Annotated in this window: 22 protein-coding genes; 10 read left to right on the top strand and 12 right to left on the bottom strand. The window is 72.8% G+C overall.

All coding sequences use genetic code 11. The features are described from left to right. Positions 1–153: 153 nt before the first annotated feature. Positions 154–1,410 carry a Dyp-type peroxidase gene (locus tag ACFP3U_RS02855; protein ID WP_380223505.1) on the top strand — a complete coding sequence of 419 codons (1,257 nt, stop codon included), beginning with the start codon at positions 154–156 and terminating at the stop codon, positions 1,408–1,410. Here the strand turns inward: ACFP3U_RS02855 and ACFP3U_RS02850 are convergent. Then, the gene (locus tag ACFP3U_RS02850; protein WP_380223504.1) at positions 1,407–1,964 is read right to left on the bottom strand and encodes a hypothetical protein; all 558 of its coding nucleotides are present in this window, start codon (positions 1,962–1,964) and stop codon (positions 1,407–1,409) included. The genes ACFP3U_RS02855 and ACFP3U_RS02850 overlap by 4 nt on opposite strands. A gap of 293 nt (positions 1,965–2,257) precedes the next feature. Between ACFP3U_RS02850 and ACFP3U_RS02845 the strand changes: the two genes are divergently transcribed. After that, on the top strand, positions 2,258–2,959 hold the full coding sequence (locus ACFP3U_RS02845) for an exonuclease domain-containing protein (protein WP_380223503.1): 702 nt from the start codon (positions 2,258–2,260) through the stop codon (positions 2,957–2,959). Positions 2,960–2,969: 10 nt separating this feature from the next. On the opposite strand, the gene ACFP3U_RS02840 is transcribed toward ACFP3U_RS02845, so the two are convergent. From ACFP3U_RS02840 to ACFP3U_RS02830, 3 genes are all read right to left on the bottom strand, one after another. Beyond that, on the bottom strand, positions 2,970–3,944 hold the full coding sequence (locus ACFP3U_RS02840; protein WP_380223502.1) for a polysaccharide deacetylase family protein: 975 nt from the start codon (positions 3,942–3,944) through the stop codon (positions 2,970–2,972). Positions 3,945–4,124: 180 nt separating this feature from the next. After that, positions 4,125–5,018: a phosphotransferase enzyme family protein gene (locus ACFP3U_RS02835; protein ID WP_380223501.1), complete on the bottom strand. Its 894-nt coding sequence runs from the start codon at positions 5,016–5,018 to the stop codon at positions 4,125–4,127. 131 nt (positions 5,019–5,149) lie between these two features. Continuing rightward, positions 5,150–7,429, bottom strand: coding sequence for an MMPL family transporter (locus ACFP3U_RS02830; RefSeq protein ID WP_380223709.1), 2,280 nt, complete (start codon positions 7,427–7,429; stop codon positions 5,150–5,152). A 573-nt stretch (positions 7,430–8,002) separates the two neighbouring features. Between ACFP3U_RS02830 and ACFP3U_RS02825 the strand changes: the two genes are divergently transcribed. The 4 genes from ACFP3U_RS02825 to ACFP3U_RS02810 all read left to right on the top strand — a co-directional run bounded on the left by ACFP3U_RS02825 (position 8,003) and on the right by ACFP3U_RS02810 (position 13,603). Then, positions 8,003–10,192, top strand: coding sequence for an MMPL family transporter (locus ACFP3U_RS02825; RefSeq protein WP_380223500.1), 2,190 nt, complete (start codon positions 8,003–8,005; stop codon positions 10,190–10,192). 302 nt (positions 10,193–10,494) lie between these two features. Further along, a complete protein-coding gene (locus ACFP3U_RS02820; protein WP_030312377.1) occupies positions 10,495–10,701 on the top strand; it encodes a cold-shock protein in 207 nt (68 codons plus the stop codon). A 158-nt stretch (positions 10,702–10,859) separates the two neighbouring features. Continuing rightward, positions 10,860–12,563, top strand: a complete 1,704-nt coding sequence (locus tag ACFP3U_RS02815; protein WP_380223499.1) for a DEAD/DEAH box helicase — start codon at positions 10,860–10,862, stop codon at positions 12,561–12,563. Positions 12,564–12,847: 284 nt separating this feature from the next. Beyond that, positions 12,848–13,603, top strand: a complete 756-nt coding sequence (locus ACFP3U_RS02810) for an RICIN domain-containing protein (RefSeq protein WP_380223498.1) — start codon at positions 12,848–12,850, stop codon at positions 13,601–13,603. A 15-nt stretch (positions 13,604–13,618) separates the two neighbouring features. On the opposite strand, the gene ACFP3U_RS02805 is transcribed toward ACFP3U_RS02810, so the two are convergent. Further along, entirely contained in the window at positions 13,619–13,909 is a 291-nt protein-coding gene (locus ACFP3U_RS02805; protein WP_380223497.1) for a hypothetical protein, read from the bottom strand. Between the two features lie 28 nt (positions 13,910–13,937). On the opposite strand from ACFP3U_RS02805, the gene ACFP3U_RS02800 reads away from it, so the two are divergent. The 4 genes from ACFP3U_RS02800 to ACFP3U_RS02785 all read left to right on the top strand — a co-directional run bounded on the left by ACFP3U_RS02800 (position 13,938) and on the right by ACFP3U_RS02785 (position 15,290). Next, complete coding sequence (locus ACFP3U_RS02800) at positions 13,938–14,159, top strand: type II toxin-antitoxin system VapB family antitoxin (RefSeq protein WP_380223496.1); 222 nt, start codon at positions 13,938–13,940, stop codon at positions 14,157–14,159. Beyond that, positions 14,156–14,566, top strand: a complete 411-nt coding sequence (locus tag ACFP3U_RS02795; protein WP_380223495.1) for a PIN domain-containing protein — start codon at positions 14,156–14,158, stop codon at positions 14,564–14,566. The genes ACFP3U_RS02800 and ACFP3U_RS02795 overlap by 4 nt, the downstream gene beginning before the upstream one ends. A gap of 121 nt (positions 14,567–14,687) precedes the next feature. Next, the gene (locus tag ACFP3U_RS02790) at positions 14,688–14,963 is read left to right on the top strand and encodes a BrnT family toxin (protein ID WP_380223494.1); all 276 of its coding nucleotides are present in this window, start codon (positions 14,688–14,690) and stop codon (positions 14,961–14,963) included. Positions 14,964–14,972: 9 nt separating this feature from the next. Beyond that, complete coding sequence (locus ACFP3U_RS02785) at positions 14,973–15,290, top strand: CopG family antitoxin (protein ID WP_380223493.1); 318 nt, start codon at positions 14,973–14,975, stop codon at positions 15,288–15,290. A 3-nt stretch (positions 15,291–15,293) separates the two neighbouring features. Here ACFP3U_RS02785 and ACFP3U_RS02780 read toward each other — a convergent pair whose 3' ends face one another. From ACFP3U_RS02780 to cysC, 7 genes are all read right to left on the bottom strand, one after another. Next, positions 15,294–16,085, bottom strand: coding sequence for a sirohydrochlorin chelatase (locus tag ACFP3U_RS02780; RefSeq protein ID WP_380223492.1), 792 nt, complete (start codon positions 16,083–16,085; stop codon positions 15,294–15,296). An 11-nt stretch (positions 16,086–16,096) separates the two neighbouring features. Then, the gene (locus ACFP3U_RS02775) at positions 16,097–17,017 is read right to left on the bottom strand and encodes an ABC transporter permease (RefSeq protein WP_380223491.1); all 921 of its coding nucleotides are present in this window, start codon (positions 17,015–17,017) and stop codon (positions 16,097–16,099) included. Beyond that, the gene (locus ACFP3U_RS02770) at positions 17,004–17,807 is read right to left on the bottom strand and encodes an ABC transporter ATP-binding protein (RefSeq protein ID WP_380223490.1); all 804 of its coding nucleotides are present in this window, start codon (positions 17,805–17,807) and stop codon (positions 17,004–17,006) included. Before ACFP3U_RS02770 ends, ACFP3U_RS02775 begins: the two co-directional genes overlap by 14 nt. 162 nt (positions 17,808–17,969) lie before the next feature. Then, positions 17,970–19,127: an aliphatic sulfonate ABC transporter substrate-binding protein gene (locus tag ACFP3U_RS02765; RefSeq protein ID WP_380223489.1), complete on the bottom strand. Its 1,158-nt coding sequence runs from the start codon at positions 19,125–19,127 to the stop codon at positions 17,970–17,972. Positions 19,128–19,381: 254 nt separating this feature from the next. Beyond that, complete coding sequence (locus tag ACFP3U_RS02760) at positions 19,382–20,725, bottom strand: sulfate adenylyltransferase subunit 1 (RefSeq protein ID WP_380223488.1); 1,344 nt, start codon at positions 20,723–20,725, stop codon at positions 19,382–19,384. Further along, positions 20,725–21,663 carry a sulfate adenylyltransferase subunit CysD gene (gene cysD / locus ACFP3U_RS02755; RefSeq protein WP_380223487.1) on the bottom strand — a complete coding sequence of 313 codons (939 nt, stop codon included), beginning with the start codon at positions 21,661–21,663 and terminating at the stop codon, positions 20,725–20,727. Before cysD ends, ACFP3U_RS02760 begins: the two co-directional genes overlap by 1 nt. Continuing rightward, complete coding sequence (gene cysC, locus ACFP3U_RS02750) at positions 21,660–22,241, bottom strand: adenylyl-sulfate kinase (protein WP_380223707.1); 582 nt, start codon at positions 22,239–22,241, stop codon at positions 21,660–21,662. The genes cysD and cysC overlap by 4 nt, the downstream gene beginning before the upstream one ends. Positions 22,242–22,265: the final 24 nt, after the last annotated feature.

The raw sequence follows: 22,265 nt of genomic DNA, 5'->3' as shown, positions 1-22,265 counted from the left end.
CTCCTGAGGCCCCGTCCTCCCGGCGGGCTTCCCCCTTCCGGGCGGCGAGCGGAGGCGGGCCGGGGCGAGCGTTGCTAGCGTCGATTTCATGATCAGCGGCCCGGTTCCGGGCCCGCCCACGCTCATGAACCCGCCGCCCCGGAAGGCCCGCCGTTGACCAGTCAGTACGCGATCGAGCCCGGCGCCCCCGGCGCCTCGCGCCGCACCTTCGTCCGCACCGCGCTCGGCGCCGGCGCCGTCGGGGCCCTCACCCTCGGCACCTCGGCTGCCGCAGCCGCACCCGCCCCGGACACCACCACCGGGCGGATCCCCTTCCACGGCGTCCACCAGGCCGGCATCCTCAACCCACCCCCCGGCTACGGCACCTTCCTCGCCCTCGACGTCCACGTCACCGACCGGGCCGCGCTCGCCACCCTGCTGCGCACCCTCACCGACCGGATCCGCTTCCTCACCGACGGCGGCACCCCGCCCGACCTCGGCCCCGGCACCGCACCCTCCGACAGCGGCACCCTCGGCCCCGCCGCCCTGCCCACCGACGACCTCACCGTCACCGTCGGCGTCGGCGCCTCCCTCTTCGACGCCCGCTACGGCCTCGCCGACGCCCACCCGCCGGGGCTCACCGCGATGCGCGCCTTCCCCAACGACGGCCTGCGCCCCGCCGAGTGCCACGGCGACCTCTCCCTCCAGGTCTGCGCCACCAGCCGGGACACCGTCCAGCACGCGATCCGCGACCTGCTGCGCGCCACCAGCAAGTCGCTCAGCCCGCGCTGGCAGATCGACGGCTACCAGAACCGCGCCCGCCCCACCGGCGCCGCCCGCAACCTGCTCGGCTTCAAGGACGGCATCCAGAACCCCGACACCGGCTCCGCCGCGCAGATGGACGCCCTGGTCTGGGTCGGCGCGGGCGGCACCGAACCCGCCTGGGCCGTCGGCGGCACCTACCAGGTGATCCGCGCCATCCGCACCCTGGTCGTCCCCTGGGACGAACTGCCGCTGCGCGACCAGGAACGGATCATCGGCCGCCGCAAGTCCGACGGCGCCCCGCTCGGCCGCACCAAGGAGGGCGACGCCCCCGACTACACCCAGGACCCGAACGGCGCCGTGATCGCCCTCGACTCCCACATCCGCCTCGCCAACCCCCGCACCGACGCCACCCGCGCCAGCCGCATCCTGCGCCGCGCCTTCAACTACGACCGAGGCCTCGACGCGGGCGGCGTCCCCGAACTCGGCCTCGCCTTCTGCAGCTACCAGCAGGACATCACCCGCCAGTTCGAGGCCGTCCAGACCCGCCTGATCGACGAACCCCTCGCCCGCTTCCTCCGCCCCACCGGCGGCGGCTACTTCTTCATCCTCCCCGGCGCCCAGACCCCCACCGACTGGCTCGGCCGCACCCTCCTCACCCCCACCTAACCGGTGGCGGACGGCGAGGAGGAAGGAGGCATCAGGCACGGCGTGGTGACACTCAGAGCCATCCGCTTGTCGCTGGTGCTGTCGACCGTGGCGTAGTACCGGCTCGTGGGATGGCGGGCGCCGAGCGCGGCGAAGGGCTTCTCGTCCGTCGCCTCGCGGAAGTCGGTGATCGTCAGCCCTTCCTGCGTCAGAAGGTCCCGGGCGCTGCGGACGACTTCGTTGTGTCGGGCGATGCCGGGGACATCGCTGTGGACGAAGTACAGGAGGGTGTAGCGGTCGTCGGGCGCGGACTCGCCGTTCCTGCCCACACACGGGCTGAACCCGATCTCCTCAGGCTCGCCGTTGATCTGGATCCCGGCCGACTGCGCGACGTGGGCCATCAGCTGGCGCGCCCAGTCCAAAGCCTCCTGGCGGGACTTGACGGGCAGTGGGTCGTTCTTTCCGGGGCCGGTGCTGGACATGCATGCTCCAAGGGTCGCGGCCATCAGCGCCACTGCTACCAGCCGCTTCAGCCGACTGCTGTCGACGGCCCGGCGGACGGGCGGACGGATCATGGGTTCTCCCTCCGGGAAGGGCTCAACGCCAGATGGGGATGAACCCTCCGATGGTGGTCGCCTCGGCCTCCACCACGGGAGGTCTCCCGGCAGTGTCGGTGGGCAGACCCTGAAGGCTCGCCGGTGCATGCGGTCTGTAGTCGCGAGATCACTCAGCCAGTCTGGCAAGTCCTACGGCCGGATGGTTCTCCGGGGCTGCGGTGGTGGGGGGTCGGGGACCCAGCGGGGGGATTGTCGGAGGGGCGGGTGATGATAGGGGCTGTTTCGCGTGGAGGACGGAAGGACGCACCCCTATGAGCTGGTGGCAGCAGCCACTGGTCGGCTTCGACCTGGAGACCACGGGTACCGACCCGGCCGTGGACCGGATTGTCACGGCCGCCCTCGTGGACACCGTCGGAGACCGTCGGCTGGGTGCCACCGGGTGGTTGCTCGACCCGGGGGTGCCGATACCCGCCGAGGCGGCGGCGATCCACGGGATCGGGGACGACCTGGCGCGGGCCAAGGGGCGGCCGGCGAAGGAAGCGGTGGAGGAGATAGCCGGCGCGCTGTGCGAGCGGCTCGCCGAGGGGCGGGCGGTGGTGGCGTTCAACGCGCCCTTCGACCTCTCGCTGCTCGACGCCGAACTGCGCAGACACGGGTTGGCGACGCTGGCCGAGCGGCTCGGCGGGCCGGTCGTGCCGGTGCTCGACGCGCTGGTCATCGACCGCGCGGTGGACAAGTACCGGAAGGGCTCCCGGACTCTGCAGCGGGTCTGCGAGGTGTACGGCGTCGAGCTGACCGACGCCCATGAGGCGGGCAGTGACGCGCTCGCCGCGGTGCGGGTCGCCGTCGCCCTCGCCGAGCGCTACCCCGACCAGGTCGGCACCGTCCCCGTGGCCGAACTCCACGCCCGTCAGATCGACTGGTACCGCGCCTGGGCCGAGGACCTCCAGGCCTGGCTCCGCCGGGGCAAGGACCCGGAGGCCGTGATAGACCCCCGCTGGCCGCTGCGCTGAGCCTGGTCCGTCACCGGGCGGGGAGGTCGAAGCGGTAGCCCTGGGCGGTCAGCCAGGGGAGCAACTGCCGTAGGGCGGCGACGGTCTGGCCGCGGTCGCCGCCGCCGTCGTGCAGCAGGACGACGCCGCCGGGCTTGAGCTGGGACTGGACGGCGGCGACGATCGCGGCCGTGCCCGGGCGGGACCAGTCGCGCGGGTCGACCGACCAGCCGAGCGGGCGCAGGCCGAGGTCGGCGGCGATCCGCTGGTTGTCGGGGGTGAACCCGCCGCCCGGGGCGCGGAACCAGTCCACCCGGGTGCCCGGGCCGCCCGCCTGGACGATCATCCGCTCGGCGTCGGCGATCTCGTGGACGGCGCGGTCGTGGGGGAGGGCGGCGAAGGGCTGTGGGTGGTCCACGCTGTGGTCGCAGAGGCGGTGGCCGGCGGCGAGGATCCGTTTCACGGTGGCCGGGTTGGCGGCGGCCTGCTTGCCGACCAGGCAGAACGTGGCCTTGACGCCGTACTGGGCGAGCAGGTCCAGGACCTGGCCGGTGGCGGGGCCGGGGCCGTCGTCGAAGGTGAGCGCGACCGTGCGCCCGCCGGAGGCGGTGGAGCTGACGACGGAGGTGGGGACCCCGGTGGTGGGGGAGGACGGGGGGAGCGGGGCGGGGGTCGGGCCCGGGGTGGGGGTGGAGGTCTGCGGGGTGGTGGGCTTGGGGGTGGTGGGCTTGGGGGTGGCGGGCTTCGCGGACGTCGGGGGCGGGGCGGTTGGCGGGGCGGACGCGGAGGGAGAGGCGGCTGACGGCGAGGGGGCCGGGGGCGGCGCGGTGGTCGTCGTCGTGGTCGTCGTCGTGGTGCTCGGCTCGGGTTGGAGCGCGCCGTTCGCGGTGCCGCAGGCGGTGAGGGCGAGCGAGGCGAGCACCGCGAGGCAGCCCGCGAGCAGTGGCTGGCGGCGCCGGTCGGTGGTGAAGGAGGGGCGCTGCGCAGGGGCGGCGGGCTCGGACATGGCGGCGGCTCCTGAGGTGCTGAGGCGACGGCCGATCCTCGGTCGGGATGACTGTCCGACAAGACGCCCGGCGTGCCGCCCCCGGTTCCCGCCGAGGCCCCCGGCACCCCCGCCCACCGGCGCGTTCCGGCCACCGGCGCGCCAAGGACGCCGAGCGCCCCACCCCCGCCCGACCCGGGCTCAGAACGGGTACCAGCGCACCTCCGTGGCCCCCGTCCGCAGTGAGTCCACCCGCCGCCGGAACTCGGCGAGCGCCGCCGGGTTGCCCGGTGCCTGCTGCGCGACCCAGGAGGCGCTCGCCGTCTCCCGGGCCCCGCGCAGCACCGCGAAGCCGGGCCACTCCCGCACGTCCCAGCCGTACGCCCCGGTGAACTCCCGGTAGTCCTCCTCCGGCACGCCGTACCGGTCCTGGCTGAGCGCGAGCACCACCAGGTCGTGCTCGCGCAGGTCGTGCGCGACGAACTCCAGGTCGAGCAGGACGGGCCCGTCCGGCCCGACGTGGACGTTGCGGGGCAGCGCGTCGCCGTGGATCGTCCCGGTCTTCAGGTGCGGGACGAGTTCGGCCGCCGCGGCGGTGAAGTCGTCCCGGCGCCGGCGCAGGAAGTCGACGTCGGCCGGGTCGACATGGCCCTCGGCGGAGGCGAGCCAGCGTTCGACGGGGGCCAGCAGGTCGCGCCGGCCGAGGGCGAACGGCGGGTCGGGCAGCCGGTGCAGGGCGTGGAGCAGCGGGGCGAGGTCCACCGGGCGGGCGGGCCGCTCGGCGGGGGCGAGCCGGTGCCAGAAGGTGACGGGGTGTCCGTGGGCGAGCTGCGGTTCGGCGGGCAGCGCCTCGTACGGGCGGACCACCGGGACGCCGTGGCCGGCCAGCCAGTCGGCGACGGCGAGCTCGCGGCGGGCGCGCTCGGACAGCTCGGGTCCGCGGCCGACCTTGGCGACCACGGCCGGGTCGCCGAGGTCGAAGACGGCGTTCTCGCCGAGGGCGAGCAGCCGGGCGTCGGCGGGGTCGGGCAGGCCGGCGGACTCGCAGGCGCGGGCGAGCAGCAGCCGGGCCCGCCCCTCGTCGAAGGGGAGCATGGGGGGTCGGTTTCCTTCGTGGCAGCCGGGTGAGGGTGGGTGATCATTCTGGCAAACGGGTGCCGGGCCCCGCGTGACGCGGGGCCCGGCGGTGTTCGAGGCCTGCGGCCCGTGGGGGCCGTGGGGAAGTGTCAGACCTCGATCCGGCGGTGCCGGGCCTGGTGGGGCTGCTCCTGGGGCAGCCGCGGTGCGGGGACGGCCACGGGGGCAGCGGCGGCCACGGGGGCGGCGTCGGGGAGCGGGACGGCCTCGCCGTGCGAGAGGTCGGGCAGCCAGGCGAGCCAGCGCGGCAGGTACCAGTTGCGCTCGCCGAGCAGGGTCATCACCGCGGGCAGCAGCACCGCGCGGATGATCGTCGCGTCGATCAGCACCGCGACCGCGAGGCCGACGCCCATCTGCTTCATGGCCTGCATGGAGAGGGTGCCGAAGACCGCGAACACCGCCACCATGATCACCGCGGCGCTGGTGACCACCCCGGCGGTCGAGCGGATGCCGTCGGAGATCGCGGCCCGGGTGGGCAGGCCCCGGTCGCGGCCCTCCTTGATCCGGGAGACCACGAAGACGTGGTAGTCCATCGAGAGGCCGAAGAGGATCACGAAGAGGAACAGCGGGACCCAGGACTCCACCGCGCCGACCCCGGCGGTGCCGAGCAGCGAGGCCCCGACGCCGTGCTGGAAGACCAGCGTCAGCACCCCGTACGCGGCGCCGACCGAGAGCAGGTTGAGCACCACGGCGGTGCCGGCGACGGCCAGCGAGCGGAAGGAGGTGAGCATCAGCAGGAAGGCGAAGGCGACCACGAAGCCGAAGACCACCGGCATCGACGCGGTCATCTTGGCGTTGAAGTCGTACGAGCCGGCGGTGCGGCCGGTGACCGGGGCCTCGGTGCCGGGCACGGTGAGCACGGTGGCGGGCACCAGGTCCTCGCGCAGGGTGCGCAGCGCGGCGTTGCTGACCTCGTCGTTGCCGCTGCCGTTGAGCGGGATGTCGACGGTGGCGACGTTCTGCTCGGGGTGGACGGTGATGTCGACCGGTCCGTGCATCCGTCCGCTGGCCAGGGCGCGGGCCTTGAGGTCGGCGATCGCGGCGGTCATCGCGGGGGAGTCGATGTCGGTGGCCCTGATCACCACGGAGGCGGGCGCGGGGCTGCCGGGGAAGGCCGCCTCGATCTTCTGCGAGACGGCGACCAGCTCGTTGCCCTTGGGCAGCTGCTGCTGGAAGGTCAGGTTGGCGGTGTGCATGGTGAGCAGCGGCGCGGCCAGGGCGAGCAGGACGGCGCCGGACAGCAGGGTGGCGGCCAGCGGGCGGCGCAGCACCGGGGTGAGCACGGCGTTCCAGAACCGGCCGCCGGTGCCAGCGGTGCCGCCGGCGGTGGCGGCGTCGGGGCGGCGCAGCCGGCGCAGGAAGGGCACCCGGCCCTTGTCGACCCGGTCGCCGAGCATCGAGAGCAGGGCGGGCAGCACGGTGAGCGAGCCGAGCACGGCGGTGACGACGACCACGATGGTGGCGTACGCCATGGCCTTGAACTCGGCGATGCCGGTGAGGAACATGCCGGCCATGGCGATCACCACGGTGACGCCGGAGACCAGCACGGCCCGGCCGCTGGTGGCGGCGGCGATCCGCAGCGAGGTGTCGAGGTCGCGCCCGGCGGCCCGCTCCTCGCGCTCGCGGCGCAGGTAGAAGAGGCAGTAGTCGACCCCGACGGCGAGGCCGACCAGCAGCATCACCGAGCCGGCGCTGTTGCTGGTGTGCAGGAGTCCGCTGCTGAGCGCGACGAGTCCGCCGGCGGCGACGAAGGCGGTGAGGGCGAGGACGACGGGCAGCACGGCGGCGACCAGCGCGCCGAAGGCGACCAGCAGGATGCCGAGGGCGAGCGGGACGGCCGTCCACTCGGCGCGGGCGAAGTCGTCGGCGAACTGCTCGTCCATCCACTTGCCGGAGCTGGCGTCGCCGAGTTCGACCACGGTGAGGTCGGGGTGCCGCTGCTGGACGGCGGCGACGGCGTCGACCACGGCGGTGACGTTCCGGGTGGCCTCGTCGTGGTCGCCCCGCACGGTGAGCTGGACGAGCGCGGAGTGGCCGTCGGCGGAGACGGCCTTCGTCTCGTAGGGGGAGCGGACGTCGGTGGCCCGGCCGGTGGCGTCGACCCCGGTGATCACCTGCTCGACGACGGTCCGGAAGGCGGGGGCGTCGGCGGTCAGCCCGGCGCTCTGGATCAGGACGGTCTCGGTGGACGGGGAGGCGAGGCCGGCCCGGTCGAGGATCTCGGCGGCCCGGGAGACCTGGCCGGGCATCGCCTCGGCGTCGCCGACCTTGGTGCTGCCGTGCATGCCGCCGAGGACGGTGGCGAGGACGACGAAGAGCAGCCAGCCGAAGACGGCGGTCTTTCTGTGCCGGGCGCTCCAGGCGCCCATGGCCGCGGCCGTGCCGGGCTTGGTCTTCACGGTTCCCCCTGGGTGTTCGGCCGGCGCCGGGACAAGTGGCGGGCGGGCCGGGCGTACGGCGGTGGTCGGCCGCCGGATGCGGTCGCCGGGTGCGGTCCGGCGCCGTAATCGACAGTAGGGAAGCCGCTGTTGACGGGGTATCCGGCTGGCGGGGGAGTCCGCCCTGTGGTTCTCCTCGGGGGCGGGGTGGGGTTTTCCCTAGCCCCGAACCCTGATATCTCCTCCCTGGGATCGGGGAGCAAGCTCCACCCTGAGGGGGAGCTGTCTCCACCCGGAGCACGAGGTCAAGAAGGCCGTCCGCGCGCGAAGATGGTTCGGGGGCGCCGGGGGCGTCTCCGAGGGGGTCGGCCTACGGCAACGGGGTCACGGGGATATTCGCTTGCCGGTCGGCAAGCAAGTGACCGTAGGATGGGTCCCTCCAAGTACTTACCTGCCGACCGGCTAGACCTGTGCCCCCGCACGGGTCGGGGCCGATCCGATCCGTCGCCCGGCGTCCCGTCCCCCAAGGGCTGCGGTGAACCATGCCCAGGAGGCATCACGAGCATGTTCCACCGACTAGGACATTTCGTCGTCCGTCGCGCCTGGTGGGTGATCGCGGCGTGGGTCGTCGCGATGATCGCCATCGCGGTTTCGGCCCCGAAGATCACTGCCCAGACCGACGAGGCCGCGTTCCTTCCCAAGCACTACGAGTCCATCCAGGCCGCTCAGGTGCAGGAGAAGGCCTTCCCGGCGAACTTCACGCCCTCGGCCCTCGCCCTGTTCGAGCGCAATGACGGCGCTCCGATGAGCGAGGCCGACAAGGCCGCCGCGGCGAAGATCATCCAGGGTCTCACCGACAAGAAGATCGAGCACGTCGAGCAGATCATCGCGATCAGCGACCAGACGACGTCCAAGGACGGCAAGTACGCGCTGGCCCCGATCGCCATCGACAAGGCCACCCAGCAGTCCGACGAGTTCGGCGAGGCCGCCAAGCACCTCCGCGACGAGGGCAAGGCGCTCGCCAACGGGACCGACCTGAAGTTCCAGCTCGGCGGCGCCGCCGCCCAGCAACTGGACCAGAAGGAGGCCTCCGGCGCGGCCGACGCCATCATCGCGCTCAGCAGCGTCGTCCTGGTGGCGCTGATCGTCGGCATCATCTTCCGCAGCGTCCTGGCCGGCATCCTGCCGGTCCTGCTGTCGCTGATGGTCGCCATGCCGACCGCCAACGGCCTGATCGCCTACGCCACCAAGGCCTTCAACCTGGAGAGCACGCCGGTCCTGTCGGCGATCCTCATCGTCGTCGTCCTCGGTGTCGGCACCGACTACTTCCTGTTCCTCGCCTTCCGCTACCGCGAGCGGCTGCGGGCCGGCGACGACCGCAAGGAGGCCGTGGCCAACGCGGTCGGCCGGGTCGGCGAGGCCATCGCCTCCGCGGCCGGCGCGGTCACCGTCGCCTTCGCGGTGCTGATCCTCTCCAGTCTCGGCATGTTCAAGGCGCTCGGCCCGGCGCTGGCCATCGCGGTCGTCGTCACCGCCTTCGCCTCGCTCACCCTGGCCCCGGCCGTGCTCGCGGTCATCCCGGCCCGCGGGGTGTTCTGGCCCGGCAAGAAGTGGATGCACGAGCCGAGCAACGCCCGGTTCGCCTCGCTCGGCCGCACCGTCCAGAAGCGCCCGGCCATGGTCGCCGTCGCCTCCGGCGGTGTGCTGCTGGCCCTGACCGCCGGCGCCCTCGGCTACAACGGCACCTTCGACCTCGCGGGCAGCTCCATGCCCAAGGACAAGGAGTCGATGGTCGTCCAGGACAAGCTGGTCAACGGCTTCTCGGCCGGCGCCGCCGACCCGACGCACGTCTACCTGAGCAGCACCGGCGGCGGCAAGCTCGACCAGGCCTCCTTCGACGGCTACGTCGCCAAGCTCGGCGCCGTCCCCGGAGTGGCCGAGGCCGCCTCGAAGCCGCAGGTCAGCAAGGACGGCGTGACCGCCGACTTCACGGTCCTGCTCAAGCACGAGCCGTCCAGCAACGAGGCGATCGACACCCTCACCGAGCTGCGCGAGGTGGCCCACGCCCAGGCGCCGTCCGGCACCGATGCCAAGGTCGGCGGTCTGACCGCGATCTACAAGGACATCAACCTGGCGATGTCCCACGACTACAAGCTGGTGTTCCCGATCGCGGGTCTGCTGATCCTGCTGATCCTGGGCCTCCAGCTGCGCAGCGTGGTCGCGCCCTGGTACCTGATGGCCTCGGTCGGCCTCGGCTTCACCGCCACCCTCGGCTCCTCGACCCTGCTGTTCCAGAACATCAAGGGCGAGCACGGCATGATGTTCATGCTGCCGATCCTCATCTACCTCTTCGTGGTGGCGATCGGTACCGACTACAACATCCTGATCATCGCCCGACTGCGCGAGGAGGCCCGGGCGGGCCGCAACCCGCGCGAGGCGGCCCGCGAGGCGGTGCGCCACGGCGGCCCGACCGTCGCGGCGGCCGGCTTCATCCTGGCGGTGTCGTTCGCGACCTTCATGCTCGCGGGCAACATCTTCATGCTGGAGTTCGGCTTCGCGATGGCCTTCGGCATCTTCCTGGCGGCCTTCGTGATGGCGATGTTCTTCACCCCGGCGCTCACCGCGCTGGTCGGCAAGGCCGCCTGGTGGCCCGGTCACGGCGGCGACGCCGTCGAGGGCCACGGCGACCCGGCCGCGGCCCCGGCCGGCCCGCACGCCGCGCACGGCCTGCCGGAGTCGGCCGGACGGCGCTGACCGCCCGCCCGCCCCGGTGACGACACGGACGGCGCCCGCCTCACGGCGGGCGCCGTCTGCCCGTTTCGCCGATCCCGCAAACGTGATCTGTCCGGCAGAAAATCCCCGGTCAATCGGGGTGCGGGCGTGCTACAGTCGAGTCAGTTGCAGTTTTGGTTCCCATGAACGTATGTGTGCGCCTGCTGGTTCCAACACCAACAGGCGCATTTGTTTTGTCCGGTGTTTCAGCCTCCGGATGGGGATCGCGGCTACTTGGGGTCCACGAGGTGTGGGCTCCGATGCCCCAGTTAGAGGAGACGGTTATGGCTACCGGCACCGTGAAGTGGTTCAACAGCGAAAAGGGCTTCGGCTTCATCGAGCAGGAGACCGGCGGCCCGGACGTGTTCGCCCACTACTCGAACATCGCCGCTCAGGGCTTCCGTGAGCTGCTCGAGGGCCAGAAGGTCGAGTTCGACGTCACCCAGGGCCAGAAGGGCCCGCAGGCCGAGAACATCCGCGTCATCGGCTGACGTCAGCCTCCGCTGACGCGCGATATCGCGTAGCGAGGGCCCGCACCGCACGGTGCGGGCCCTCGCTCATGCCGCCGAACGGCCGGGGCGGCGAACTCCCTCCCGACGGCCGACCCAGTCCCTGACCAGGGACTGTCACGCCAACAGACGGAGAACCCGTGACCACCCCTGCCCAGCCGCACCGCGACGGCGGTCGTTCCCGCAAGCCCCGCAACGGCACCGGCGCCCCGCGCACCGGCGGCGCCCCCCGTACCGCTGCCCCCCGTACCGGTGCCCCGCGCACCGGCGCGTCCTCCCGGCCGCCGCGCCGGAGCACCCCGCGGGTGGCCGAGGCCGCCGACTTCACCGTCGTCGAGGGCACCCCGGCCCGTCCGCCGGCGGCGAGCTTCGCCGAGCTGGACCTGCCCAAGGGCATCCTGAGCGCGCTCACCCGCGAGGGTGTCACCGAGCCGTTCCCGATCCAGGCCGCGACCCTGCCGGACTCGATCGCCGGCCGCGACGTGCTCGGCCGCGGCCGCACCGGCTCCGGCAAGACCCTCGCCTTCGGCCTGCCGGTGCTCGCCCGCACCGCCGGCCGGCGCGCCGACGCCCGCCACCCGCTGGCGCTGGTCCTCACGCCCACCCGCGAGCTGGCCCAGCAGGTCACCGAGGCCCTCACCCCGTACGCCACCGCCGTCAACCTGCGGATCGCCACCGTCGTCGGCGGTATGTCGATCACCCGGCAGGCCAACGCGGTGCGGCGCGGCGCCGAGGTCCTGGTCGCCACCCCCGGCCGCCTGGACGACCTGATCGGGCGCGGCGACGTCAACCTCTCCGACGTCGCGATCACCGTGCTCGACGAGGCCGACCAGATGGCCGACATGGGCTTCCTGCCGCAGGTCACCAAGCTGCTGGAGCAGGTCGCCGAGGGCGGGCAGCGGATGCTGTTCTCCGCCACCCTGGACCGCAACGTCGACCGGCTGGTCAAGCGCTTCCTGACCGACCCGGTGACCCACTCCGTCGACCCCTCGGCCGGCGCGGTCACCACCATGGACCACCACCTGCTCCAGTTGGAGCCGGCGGACAAGGCCTCCACCACCGCGCACATCGCCTCCCGCGACGGGCGCGTGATCATGTTCGTGCACACCAAGCACGGCGCGGACCGGCTCGCCAAGCAGTTGCTCGCCAACGGTGTGAAGGCCGCCGCCCTGCACGGCGGCAAGTCCCAGCCGCAGCGCAACCGGGTGCTCGACCAGTTCCGGGACGGCCTCGTCACCGCGCTGATCGCCACCAACGTCGCGGCCCGCGGCATCCACATCGACGGCCTCGACCTGGTCGTCAACGTCGACCCGCCGGTCGACCACAAGGACTACCTGCACCGCGGCGGCCGTACCGCCCGGGCCGGCGAGTCCGGCACCGTGGTCACGCTCGTCCTGCCGGACCAGCGGCGCGAGGTCAGCCGGCTGATGACGGTGGCCGGGATCCGTCCGACCACCACCAAGATCCGCCCCGGCGACGTCGAGCTCACCCGGATCACCGGTGCCCGCACCCCGAGCGGCGTGCCGGTCACCGTGACCGTGCCCGCTCCGGCGGCCCCGCAGGGCCAGGCCGGCGGGGAGGGCGGGAGCGCCGCGCCGAAGTCCGGCGCGCGCCGCCGCTCCGGCAAGCGCTCCGGTCTGCCGGCGGACGTCGACATGAACGGCAACCCGCGCCGTCCCCGGCCCAAGCAGCGCATGGGTGGCGCGGGCGGCGGGCAGGGCGGCGGCGCGTCGCGCCAGGCGGCCGGCTTCATCGGCCGCTCCGCGGGCCGCCCGGCGCCCGGCAGTGGCTCCAAGTCCGGCTCCAACTACGGCACCGGCCGCCAGCGCCGCAAGTCCGACTGAGCGGCTCTTCACAACCGGCGTACGCCCCGGCTCCCTTTCTGGGAGTCGGGGCGTACGCGTTCCGGCTGGATCCGCCGGGTGGCCTACCTGCCGCGTTGCAGCCGGCCGTCCGCTCTCCCGGCCGTCCTCCGTGGACGGACCGCTGGCGTGATCTCCACCCCGCATTGTTGACCGTGCTCACGCCGTACCCGAAGCTTTCACGCGGCCCGCACAACTGATGCATCGTCATTGCGCTTCCCTGATGAGCGGGCTGCCCGTTTCCCCGTTCCCCGAAGGATCTTCCGATGCGTCGTACCGCCACATTGTTCGCCACCGCCCTGCTCGCCGGGGCCAGCGCGCTCACCGCCGGTGCCGCCGAGGCCGCGGCGCCCGCGTCGTCCGTGCCCGTCGGCGCGCAGGCCGCCGATCCGGCGGGCTGCACCGTCAGCTCCGGCATGTGGCAGGCCACCGGCACCTGCACGAGCATGGACCCGCGGCAGACCTGGAAGGTCGGCGCCCTGTGCCAGGGCGTGGACGCCAACGGCATCCCCACCTGGTCCGGGGCCGTCAGCGACGGGTGGGTGACCGGCAACGGCAGCAGTAACGCGTGGTGCGCCGACAGCACGGACACGATCGTGCGACCGGGGATCGCGCTCGGCCCCACGCCCCCGGCCGGGCCGGTCGGTCAGATCACCGGCCAGGCGAACAAGTGCCTGGACGTGCGCGGTGGTTCCAGCACCAACGGCACTCCCATCCAGATGTGGGACTGCCTCGGCAACGTCAACCAGAGCTGGCAGATCGTCTCCGACGGCACCATCCGCGCCGTCGGCAAGTGCCTGGACGTCAAGGGCGGCCGCACCGCCAACGGCACGGCGGTGCAGATCTACGACTGCAACGGCACCGGCTCGCAGCAGTGGCGGGTCCGGCCCGACGGCGCGATCGTCAACCCGCAGTCCGGCCGCGTCCTGGACGTCCGGAACTACGACACCGCCAACGGCGCACCGGTGCAGATCTGGGACTTCCTCAACACGGCCAACCAGCTCTGGCACGTGCCGGCCTGATCCTCCCGGCCTCGCTCAGGCCCGGCCCGGCGTGCCGTGGCCCAGCACGCCGTGGGCCAGGGCGGTGAGGCCGGCGGTGATCCGCTCGGGGGCGAGCGGGGCGAGCAACTGGTCGGCGAGGACCTCCGGGTCCGGCCGGCCGGCCTCGCGCACGAGGTGGGCGACGTGCAGCCGCCAGAAGGCGTGGGCGCCGGTCCGGTAGCGGGCCTCACCCTCATCACCACCGGCCTCATCACCGTCCACCTGGGCACGACGGCGCACTGAAGCCTCCAGGGGAATGTTGGTCGAGTACAATGGCTTGTCCATCGCCAACATCGGTCCTCGGAGGTGCGGGATGTCCGTGACACAGATCGACATCGACGAAGAGGCACTGGAACGCGCCATGGCACTGGCGGGAGTGCGGACCAAGAAGGAGGCCGTCAACCTCGCCCTCCGCTACTACGCGGAACGGCAGGAGCGCGCGGCGAGGATCGGCCGCCACTTCGAACGGGCCCGTCGCTGGGGAGCCGTGGAGGACGCCGAGCGCCTGCACCGGGCGGAGAAGGACGCGCGGTGATCTACCTGCTCGACACCTCGGCCCTCGTGCGGTTGCTCCGCGACCCGAAACTGCAGGCCACCTGGTTCGACGCGATCGACGCCCAGTCGATCGCGTCGTGCTATCCGCAGCGCGCCGAGTTCCTCTACAGCGCGCGTGACGGCCGGGAGTACGGCGAGATCGCGGAGATGTTCGGCGATCTCTACCCGGACGTCTCGGTGCCGAAGGGCGCCGGGCGCTGGATCGACACGGTGCAGCGTCGGATGGCCGTCGCGGGACAGCACCGGAGCGCCTCCGCCGTCGACCTCATGATCGCCGCAACGGCCGCGCACCACGGACTCACTGTGCTCCACGACGACGCGGACTACCGTACGGTCGCCCGCCACGCCCCTGATCTGGCCGAGCACAGCATTCTGGACCACGCCTGAGCATCGCCGGTCGGCCGGCGCACGGGCACTTCTGTGCGCCGGGCGACTGCGTTCACGCGCATGCCTCGATCGGGTGAATGCGAGTGGCCGAACGCAATGCGTTTGCAACACGCTCTCTGTCGTGCAGACTGAGATCTACTGGACCGACCGGTCCGAGGAGCACATCGCCAGGCACGGAGTGACCCCCGGCGAGGTGGAGCAGGTCGTCTTCACCCGGCCGAGGTGGTTCAGCTCGGGGCGCGACGGCTCGACACTCTGCCTCGGCGTGACGGATGCCGGGCGCCACCTGTTGGTGGTGCTGGTGGTGAGCACCGCGGTGAGGTCCAGCTGGTACTGCGCCACGGCGCGGGACATGACCGTCGCCGAGCGGCGCTTGTTCCTCAAGCGGACGAGTTGAGGGTGGCACATGACTGACAACGGTGCAGAAGTCGAAGCGGAAGCCTTGGCCGAGTTCTACGAGACGCACGAGCTGACCGAGGACGAGATCATGGCGGCCGAGCCGGCGGAGCCGCTACCGGTGGAATCGGTGATGATCACGACGTCACTGCGGTTGCCCAAGCCCGTGATGGACGAGGTTCGGCGCCGGGCGCAGAGCCGGGGGGTCAAGCCGACGGCGATCATGAGGGAGTGGATCGAGGCGGCGGTTGCCGATCAGGAGGCCGTGGTCCCCCTCAGTGTGATCACGGCGGCGGTCGCGGAGTACCAGCACCGGCGGGCCTCGTGAGCGTCAGGCCGTGAGGGCCGGGGTCGTCCGGGTCGCCGTGCGGGTGGCGTCGTAGCGGGTGAGGAGGAGGCGGGCGAGTTCGGGGGTGGGGGCGAGGACGGTGGCCAGGTGGTCGGCGCCGGCTGTGGTGGCGGCCTCGGTGATGCGGTCGGGGAGCCGGCCGGGGGCGAGCAGGTAGGGGGAGACGGCGACCCGGTCGACGGCGGGGGTGCGGCGCAGGGTGGCGACGGCGTCGGGGACGCGTGGGCCGGCGGCGGAGGCGTAGGCGACCTCGACGGCGGCCCAGCCGCGGGTGCGGCGCCACTCGGCGGCGACCGCCCGGGTGGCGGCGTCGGCGGCCGGATCGGAGGAGCCGGCCGCGGCGAGGACGACGCCGGTGCGGGCCCGCGCGGCGGGGGAGGCGAGCTCCGGCGCGGCCTCGGCGAGCCGGCGGTCGAGGGCTGCGAGCAGCAGCGGGGAAGGACCCAGCACATCCGCCACCGGCAGGGCCGCGCCGACCGCCCGCAGGGCGGCGGGGATGTCGTGCTTGGCGTGGAAGGCCCGGTTGAGGAGGAGCGGGACGGCGACCGCGGCCCGGCCGAGCCGCGCGGCCACCTGCGGGATGCGCGGCGCGCAGTGGTCGAGGTAGGCGGTGGCGACGTCCAGCCCGGGGCGCAGCCGGTGCAGCTGGGAGACCAGCGCGGCCACCGCCGCGGCGTGCCGGGGGTCGCGGCTGCCGTGGGCGATCAGCAGCAGGGCGGGGCTGTCCGCCGCCACCGGGGTGGCGGGGGCGGCGGACAGCGGGCGGTCGGTCATCCGGGGGTGCCTCACTTGCCGGCGCCCACCAGGCCGCGGTTGCGCAGGACGCGGCGCTCGACGGGGGTGAACAGGAGGAGGTCGATGGCGATGCCGACCACCAGGATGAGGATGATGCCGAGCAGGACGCCCGACATGCTCGCGGACTCGCGCTGGTTCTCCAGGAAGCGGCCCAGGCCGAGGCCCAGATCGGGGGAGGAGGCGACGAGTTCGGCGGCCATGAGCGAGCGCCAGGAGAACGCCCAGCCCTGCTTCAGGCCGGCCAGGTAGCCGGGGAGGGCGGCCGGCAGCAGGATGTGGCGGGCGTTCGTCAGGCCGGTGGCGCCCAGGGTGCGGCCGGCCCGGAGGAAGAGCGGCGGCACCTGGTCGATGCCGGCCACCAGGCCGTTGGCGATGGACGGGACGGCGCCGAGCAGGATGACGGCGTACATCATCGAGTCGTTGATGCCGAGCCAGATGACGGCGGCCGGCACCCAGGCGACCGAGGGCAGCGACTGCAGGCCGGAGAGCACCGGTCCGAGTGCGGCCCGGACCGGCTTGACCCGGGCGACCAGGAGGCCGATCGGGGTGCCGATGGCCACCGCGACCAGGAAGCCCGATATGCCGCGCCAGACGCTGGTCCAGATGATGCTGAAGAGCGTCCCGGCCTCCCAGAGGCCGATCAGCGAGTCCCACACGTCGGCGGGGCTGGGCAGCTTGTAGGTGCTGGTGACTTCGAGGCTGTAGGCGCCCTGCCAGACGGCCAGGACGAGCAGCAGGCCGAGCAGCGGGGGGAGCGCCTTGGTGCGCAGGACCTCTCCCAGCGGGACCCGGCGGGCCTGGACCGTGTCCAGGGCGTCCAGGCCGGCGCTCACGTCGGAGGAGCCCCCGGGGCCTCCGGGCCCCCCGGGCTGCTCCTTGACCAGGGTGGGTGCGGTGTCAGTGCTGGCCATGGCGGCGGATCTCCCCACGCAGTTCTTCGGTGATCTCGATGGACAGGTCGGCGACGCCGGAGGACTCGATGCGGCGGGGCTGGGGGAGGTCGATCCGCCACTCGCGGGCGATCCGGCCGGGGCGGGAGGAGAGCAGGACGACGCGCTGGGCGAGTCGGACGGCTTCCCGCACGTTGTGGGTGACGAACAGGACGGAGAGCTTGCGCTCCGCCCAGATCCGGGTGATCTCGTCGTGCAGGACGTCGCGGGTGATGGCGTCGAGGGCGGCGAACGGCTCGTCCATGAGGAGGACGGAGCTGCCCTGGGCGAGCGCGCGGGCCATCGCGACGCGCTGGCGCATGCCGCCGGACAGCTCGTGCACCCGCTTGCCGTAGGAGCCCTGGAGCCGGACGAGTTCGAGCAGCCGCTCGGCCTCGGGGCGGCGCTCGGGGCGGGGGACGCCGGCGAGCTTCAGCGCGAGTTCGATGTTCTTGCCGGCGGTGAGCCAGGGGAAGAGCGCGTGGTCCTGGAACATCAGCGCGGGGCGTCCGCCGGTGACCTCGATGCTGCCCGCGGTGGGCTTGTCGAGGCCGGCGACCAGGTTGAGCAGGGTGGACTTGCCGCAGCCCGAGGCGCCGAGCAGCGTGACGAACTCGCCGGGGGCGACGTCGAGGGTGATGTCGTCCAGGACGTGGGTCTGCGCGCCGGGGCGGCCGAAGGACTTGTGCACGTGCGAGATCCGGACGGCGGGGGCACCGTCGAGGGTGCCGGCGCCGGTGGCGTCGTTCGAGGTGGTCAGTGCCGGGCTCATTCCGGGCACCTCCTGCGTGGTGTGGTCTGGCATCTGGCGTCGGGGGGAGCTGTACCGGGGTCCGGGCCCCGCCCGCCCGTGCTCGGGGCATCGAGCGGGCAACGAACGGGTGGGCGGGGCCGGACCGCGGGGTTCGGGCGCGGTACCGCGGTACCGCGGGCGCTACTTGGCGCCGAGTCCGGCGTCCGCGACGGGGCTCTGCCCCTTCTCCTTCAGCACCTTGTTGAGCAGGGTGAGGTCGTAGATCCCGGCCAGGTTCGGCTTCTTGAGCAGGCCGGCGGTCACGGCGTGGTCGGCCTCGGCCTGCAGGGTGTTGGCCAGCGGGTCGTCCAGGAAGTCGATGTCCGCCCAGGCCGGGTCGAGGATGGCCGGCGGCAGCGCGTTGCCGGCCTCCTTCTTGATGGCCTCGTTGGCGTCGGCCTTGGCCTTGTCCGGGTTGGCCTTGATGAAGGTGTTGGTGTTCACCGAGCCGCGCAGCACGGCCTCCACCACGTCGGCGTGCTCCTTGAGGAACTTCTGCGAGACGATGATGTTGGTGATCACGAACTTCTTGTCCGGCCAGACGTCCTTCTCGTTGAGCAGGACCTTCGCGCCGAGGGTGACCAGCTTGGACGCGGTCGGCTCGGGCACCCAGGCGCCGTCGATCGCGCCGGAGCTGTACGCGTCCGGGGTGACCTTGTTGTCGCTCCGGATGACGGAGACGTCGCCGGCGCCGGTGTCGGGGTTGACCTTCAGCCCCTTGCCCGCCAGGTAGTTGAGCAGTGCTACGTCCTGGGTGTTGCCGCGCTGCGGGGTGGCGATCTTCTTGCCCTTGAGGTCGTCCAGGCTCTGGATCTTCTCGGGGTTGACCACCAGCTTGACGCCGCCGGAGGCCGAACCGCTGATGATCTTCAGCGCCTCGCCGTTGGACTGGGTGTAGCCGTTGATCGCGGGGGAGGGGCCGATCCAGCCGATGTCGATGGAACCGGCGTTCAGCGCCTCGATCTCGGCCGGGCCCGCGTTGAAGACCTGCGGCTTGATCTGGGTGGCGCCGAGCTCCTTCTGGAAGATCCCCTCCTGGAGGCCGACCAGCGGGGTGCCGTGGGTCAGGTTGGCGAAGTAGCCGATCTTGACCGTGTCGGCGGAGAGCTTCGGGCCGGAGGAGGAATCACCGGCGGCCGCCGGGGTGTTGGCCTTGGTGTCCTCGCTCTTGGAACCGTAGCCGCAGGCCGAGAGCAGCGTGACGGCGGTGAGGCCGGCGACGGCGGCCGCGGCGGAGCGTCTGATCCGGCCGGCGCGGGGGCGTACCGGAGTATGGGGGAGGGCCTGGCGCGGTGCCATGGTGGGTCCTTTTCGCGGACGGACCGTCAGAAGGCGGTCTCGGGCGGAAGTTCGGTCAAGGTGGCGCTTGCGGCACCCCGCGGGGTGCCGGGCAAGCCGGGCCGGCTCGCGGACGGGGCGGTCGGCCCGGTGACAGGGCGCTTCTCAGCCCTGTCGGCCCGCACATCGCGTCAGGCCGCCCTGGCCGCTGCCGAGGACGCCGCTGCCGATGCGGCCGCCTTCCTTGTCCATGCCCGAGAACGCCTCGCTGGGCATCAGACCCAGTCCTCCTCGTCGGGTGTTCCGTTGGCGTCGGTGGTGCGTACGGTCTCGAAGGCCTCGCCCGCCATGCCGGCGGTGAGGGTGGTGCCGTCGGCCGGGTCGATCAGCAGGAACGAGCCGGTCCGCCGGTTGTCGCCGTAGTCGTCGAGGGCCAGCGGCTCGGCGGTGCGCAGCACCACGCGGCCGATGTCGTTGACGTCGAGGCCCTCGGCGCCGGAGCGCTGTTCGAGCGTGTCGATGTCGATCCGGTAGGTGATCTCCTTGACCAGCGCGCGGACCGTGCGGGTGGTGTGCTTGAGCAGCACCTTGTCGCCGGCCCGCAGCGGGCGCTCGTTGAGGTGGCTGACGGTGGCCTCGATGTCCTTGGTGGGGACGGGGGCCGGGCCGGCCGCGATCAGGTCGCCGCGGGAGATGTCGATGTCGTCGGCGAGGCGCACGGTGACCGACTGGGGGGCCCAGGCGAGGTCGGTGGCCCGGCCGAGGGCGTCGATGCCGGTGACGGTGGTGGTGTGACCGGAGGGCAGCACGGTGACCTGGTCGCCGACCCGCAGCACGCCGGAGGCCAGCTGGCCGGCGTAGCCGCGGTAGTCCGGGTGCTCCTCGGTCTGCGGGCGGATCACGTACTGGACGGGGAAGCGGGCCGGCTCGGCGCTCGGGTCGTTGCCGACCGGCACGCCCTCCAGGTGCTCCAGCAGGGTCGGGCCGCCGTACCAGTCCATGTGCGCGGAGGGCTCGACGACGTTGTCCCCGGCGAGCGCCGAGATCGGGATCGCGACGACGTCCCCGACGCCGAGCGAGGCCGCGTAGGCGGTGAACTCGGCGGCGATGGCGGCGAAGACCGGCTCGGCGTACTCGACCAGGTCCATCTTGTTGACGGCGAGGACGACGTGCGGCACCCGCAGCAGGGCGGCGACGGCGGCGTGCCGGCGGGTCTGCTCGACCACGCCGTTGCGGGCGTCGACCAGGACGACGGCGAGTTCGGCGGTGGAGGCGCCGGTGACCATGTTCCGGGTGTACTGCACGTGCCCGGGCGTGTCGGCGAGGATGAACCGCCGCCGGGGGGTGGCGAAGTAGCGGTAGGCGACGTCGATGGTGATGCCCTGCTCGCGCTCGGCGCGCAGGCCGTCGGTGAGCAGCGCGAGGTCGGGCGCCTCCTGGCCGCGGCCCAGGGAGACCCGCTCGACGGCCTCCAACTGGTCGGCGAGCACGGACTTGGAGTCGTGCAGCAGCCGGCCCACCAGGGTGGACTTGCCGTCGTCGACGGAGCCGGCGGTGGCGAAGCGCAGCAGCGAGGTGGCGGTGCCGGTCTGGGTCGTGCCGGTCGGGGTGGTGCTCATTAGAAGTATCCCTCGCGCTTGCGGTCTTCCATCGCGGCCTCGGAGAGCTTGTCGTCGGCGCGGGTGGCGCCGCGCTCGGTGAGGCGGGAGGCGGCGATCTCGGCGATGACGGCCTGGATGGTGGTGGCGTCGGAGTCGACGGCGCCGGTGCAGGACATGTCGCCGACGGTGCGGTAGCGGATCAGCCGCTTCTCGGGCGTCTCGTGCTCCTTGGGGCCGCCCCACTCGCCGGCGGTCAGCCACATCCCGTCGCGCTTGAACACCTCGCGCTCGTGGGCGTAGTAGATCTCCGGGAGCTCGATGGACTCGCGCTCGATGTACTGCCAGACGTCCAGCTCGGTCCAGTTGGAGAGCGGGAAGACGCGCACGTGCTCGCCGACGGCGTGCCGGCCGTTGTAGAGCGACCACAGCTCGGGGCGCTGGCGGCGCGGGTCCCAGGCGCCGAACTCGTCGCGGAGGCTGAAGACGCGCTCCTTGGCGCGGGCCTTCTCCTCGTCGCGGCGGCCGCCGCCGAAGACCGCGTCGAACTTGTGGGACTCGATGGCGTCGAGCAGCGGGACGGTCTGCAGCGGGTTGCGGGTGCCGTCGGGGCGCTCGCGCAACCGGCCGTCGTCGATGAAGTCCTGGACGTGGGCGACGTGCAGGCGCAGGTTGTGCTCGGCCGCCACCCGGTCGCGGTAGGCGATGACCTCGGGGAAGTTGTGGCCGGTGTCGACGTGCAGCAGCGAGAACGGGATCGCGGCCGGCCGGAAGGCCTTGAGCGCCAGGTGCAGCATGACGATGGAGTCCTTGCCGCCCGAGAAGAGGATCACCGGGCGCTCGAACTCCCCCGCGACCTCGCGGAAGATGTGCACCGACTCGGCCTCCAGCGCGTCCAGGTGGGACAGCGCGAAGGGGTTGTCCTCGGTGCGGAGCAGGCTGTCCGTCGCGGTGGTCATGCCAGGCCCCTCTCGGTCAGGAAGGTGTGCAGCTCGGCGGCGGACTCGGCGACCGCGCGCCCCTGGGTCTGCAGTCGCAGCTCCGGGTCCTCCGGTGCCTCGTACGGGTCGTCGACGCCGGTCAGGCCGGAGAGCTCGCCGGCCGCCTGCTTCGCGTACAGCCCCTTGACGTCGCGTTCGGCGCACAGCTCGACCGGGGTGGCGACGTGGATCTCCAGGAACGCGGTGCCGCGCTCGGCGTGGCGCTCGCGGACGGCGGCGCGGGAGTCGGCGTAGGGGGCGATCACCGGGGCGAGGACCTTGACGCCGTTGGCGGCGAGCTTCTCGGCGACGAAGCCGATCCGGGTGACGTTGGTGTGGCGGTCCTCGCGGGTGAAGCCGAGGCCCTTGGAGAGGAACTCGCGGATCTCGTCGCCGTCCAGGACCTCGACCCTGTGGCCCTCGGCGCGCAGCCGCTCGGCCAGGGCGAAGGCGAGCGTGGTCTTGCCCGCGCTCGGGAGCCCGGTCAGCCACACGGTGGCGCCGCGCTCGCAGGGGCCGGCCGCGGGGGCCGCCTCTGCGGCTCCGGCGGCGGCCAGGGTGTCGGCTGTGGTCACGTTGGC

This window comes from Kitasatospora misakiensis (assembly GCF_042656005.1).
Lineage (GTDB): Bacteria > Actinomycetota > Actinomycetes > Streptomycetales > Streptomycetaceae > Kitasatospora > Kitasatospora misakiensis.
The sequence above is the reverse complement of the archived record's forward strand: the minus strand, read 5'-3'. Positions and strand labels throughout refer to the sequence as shown.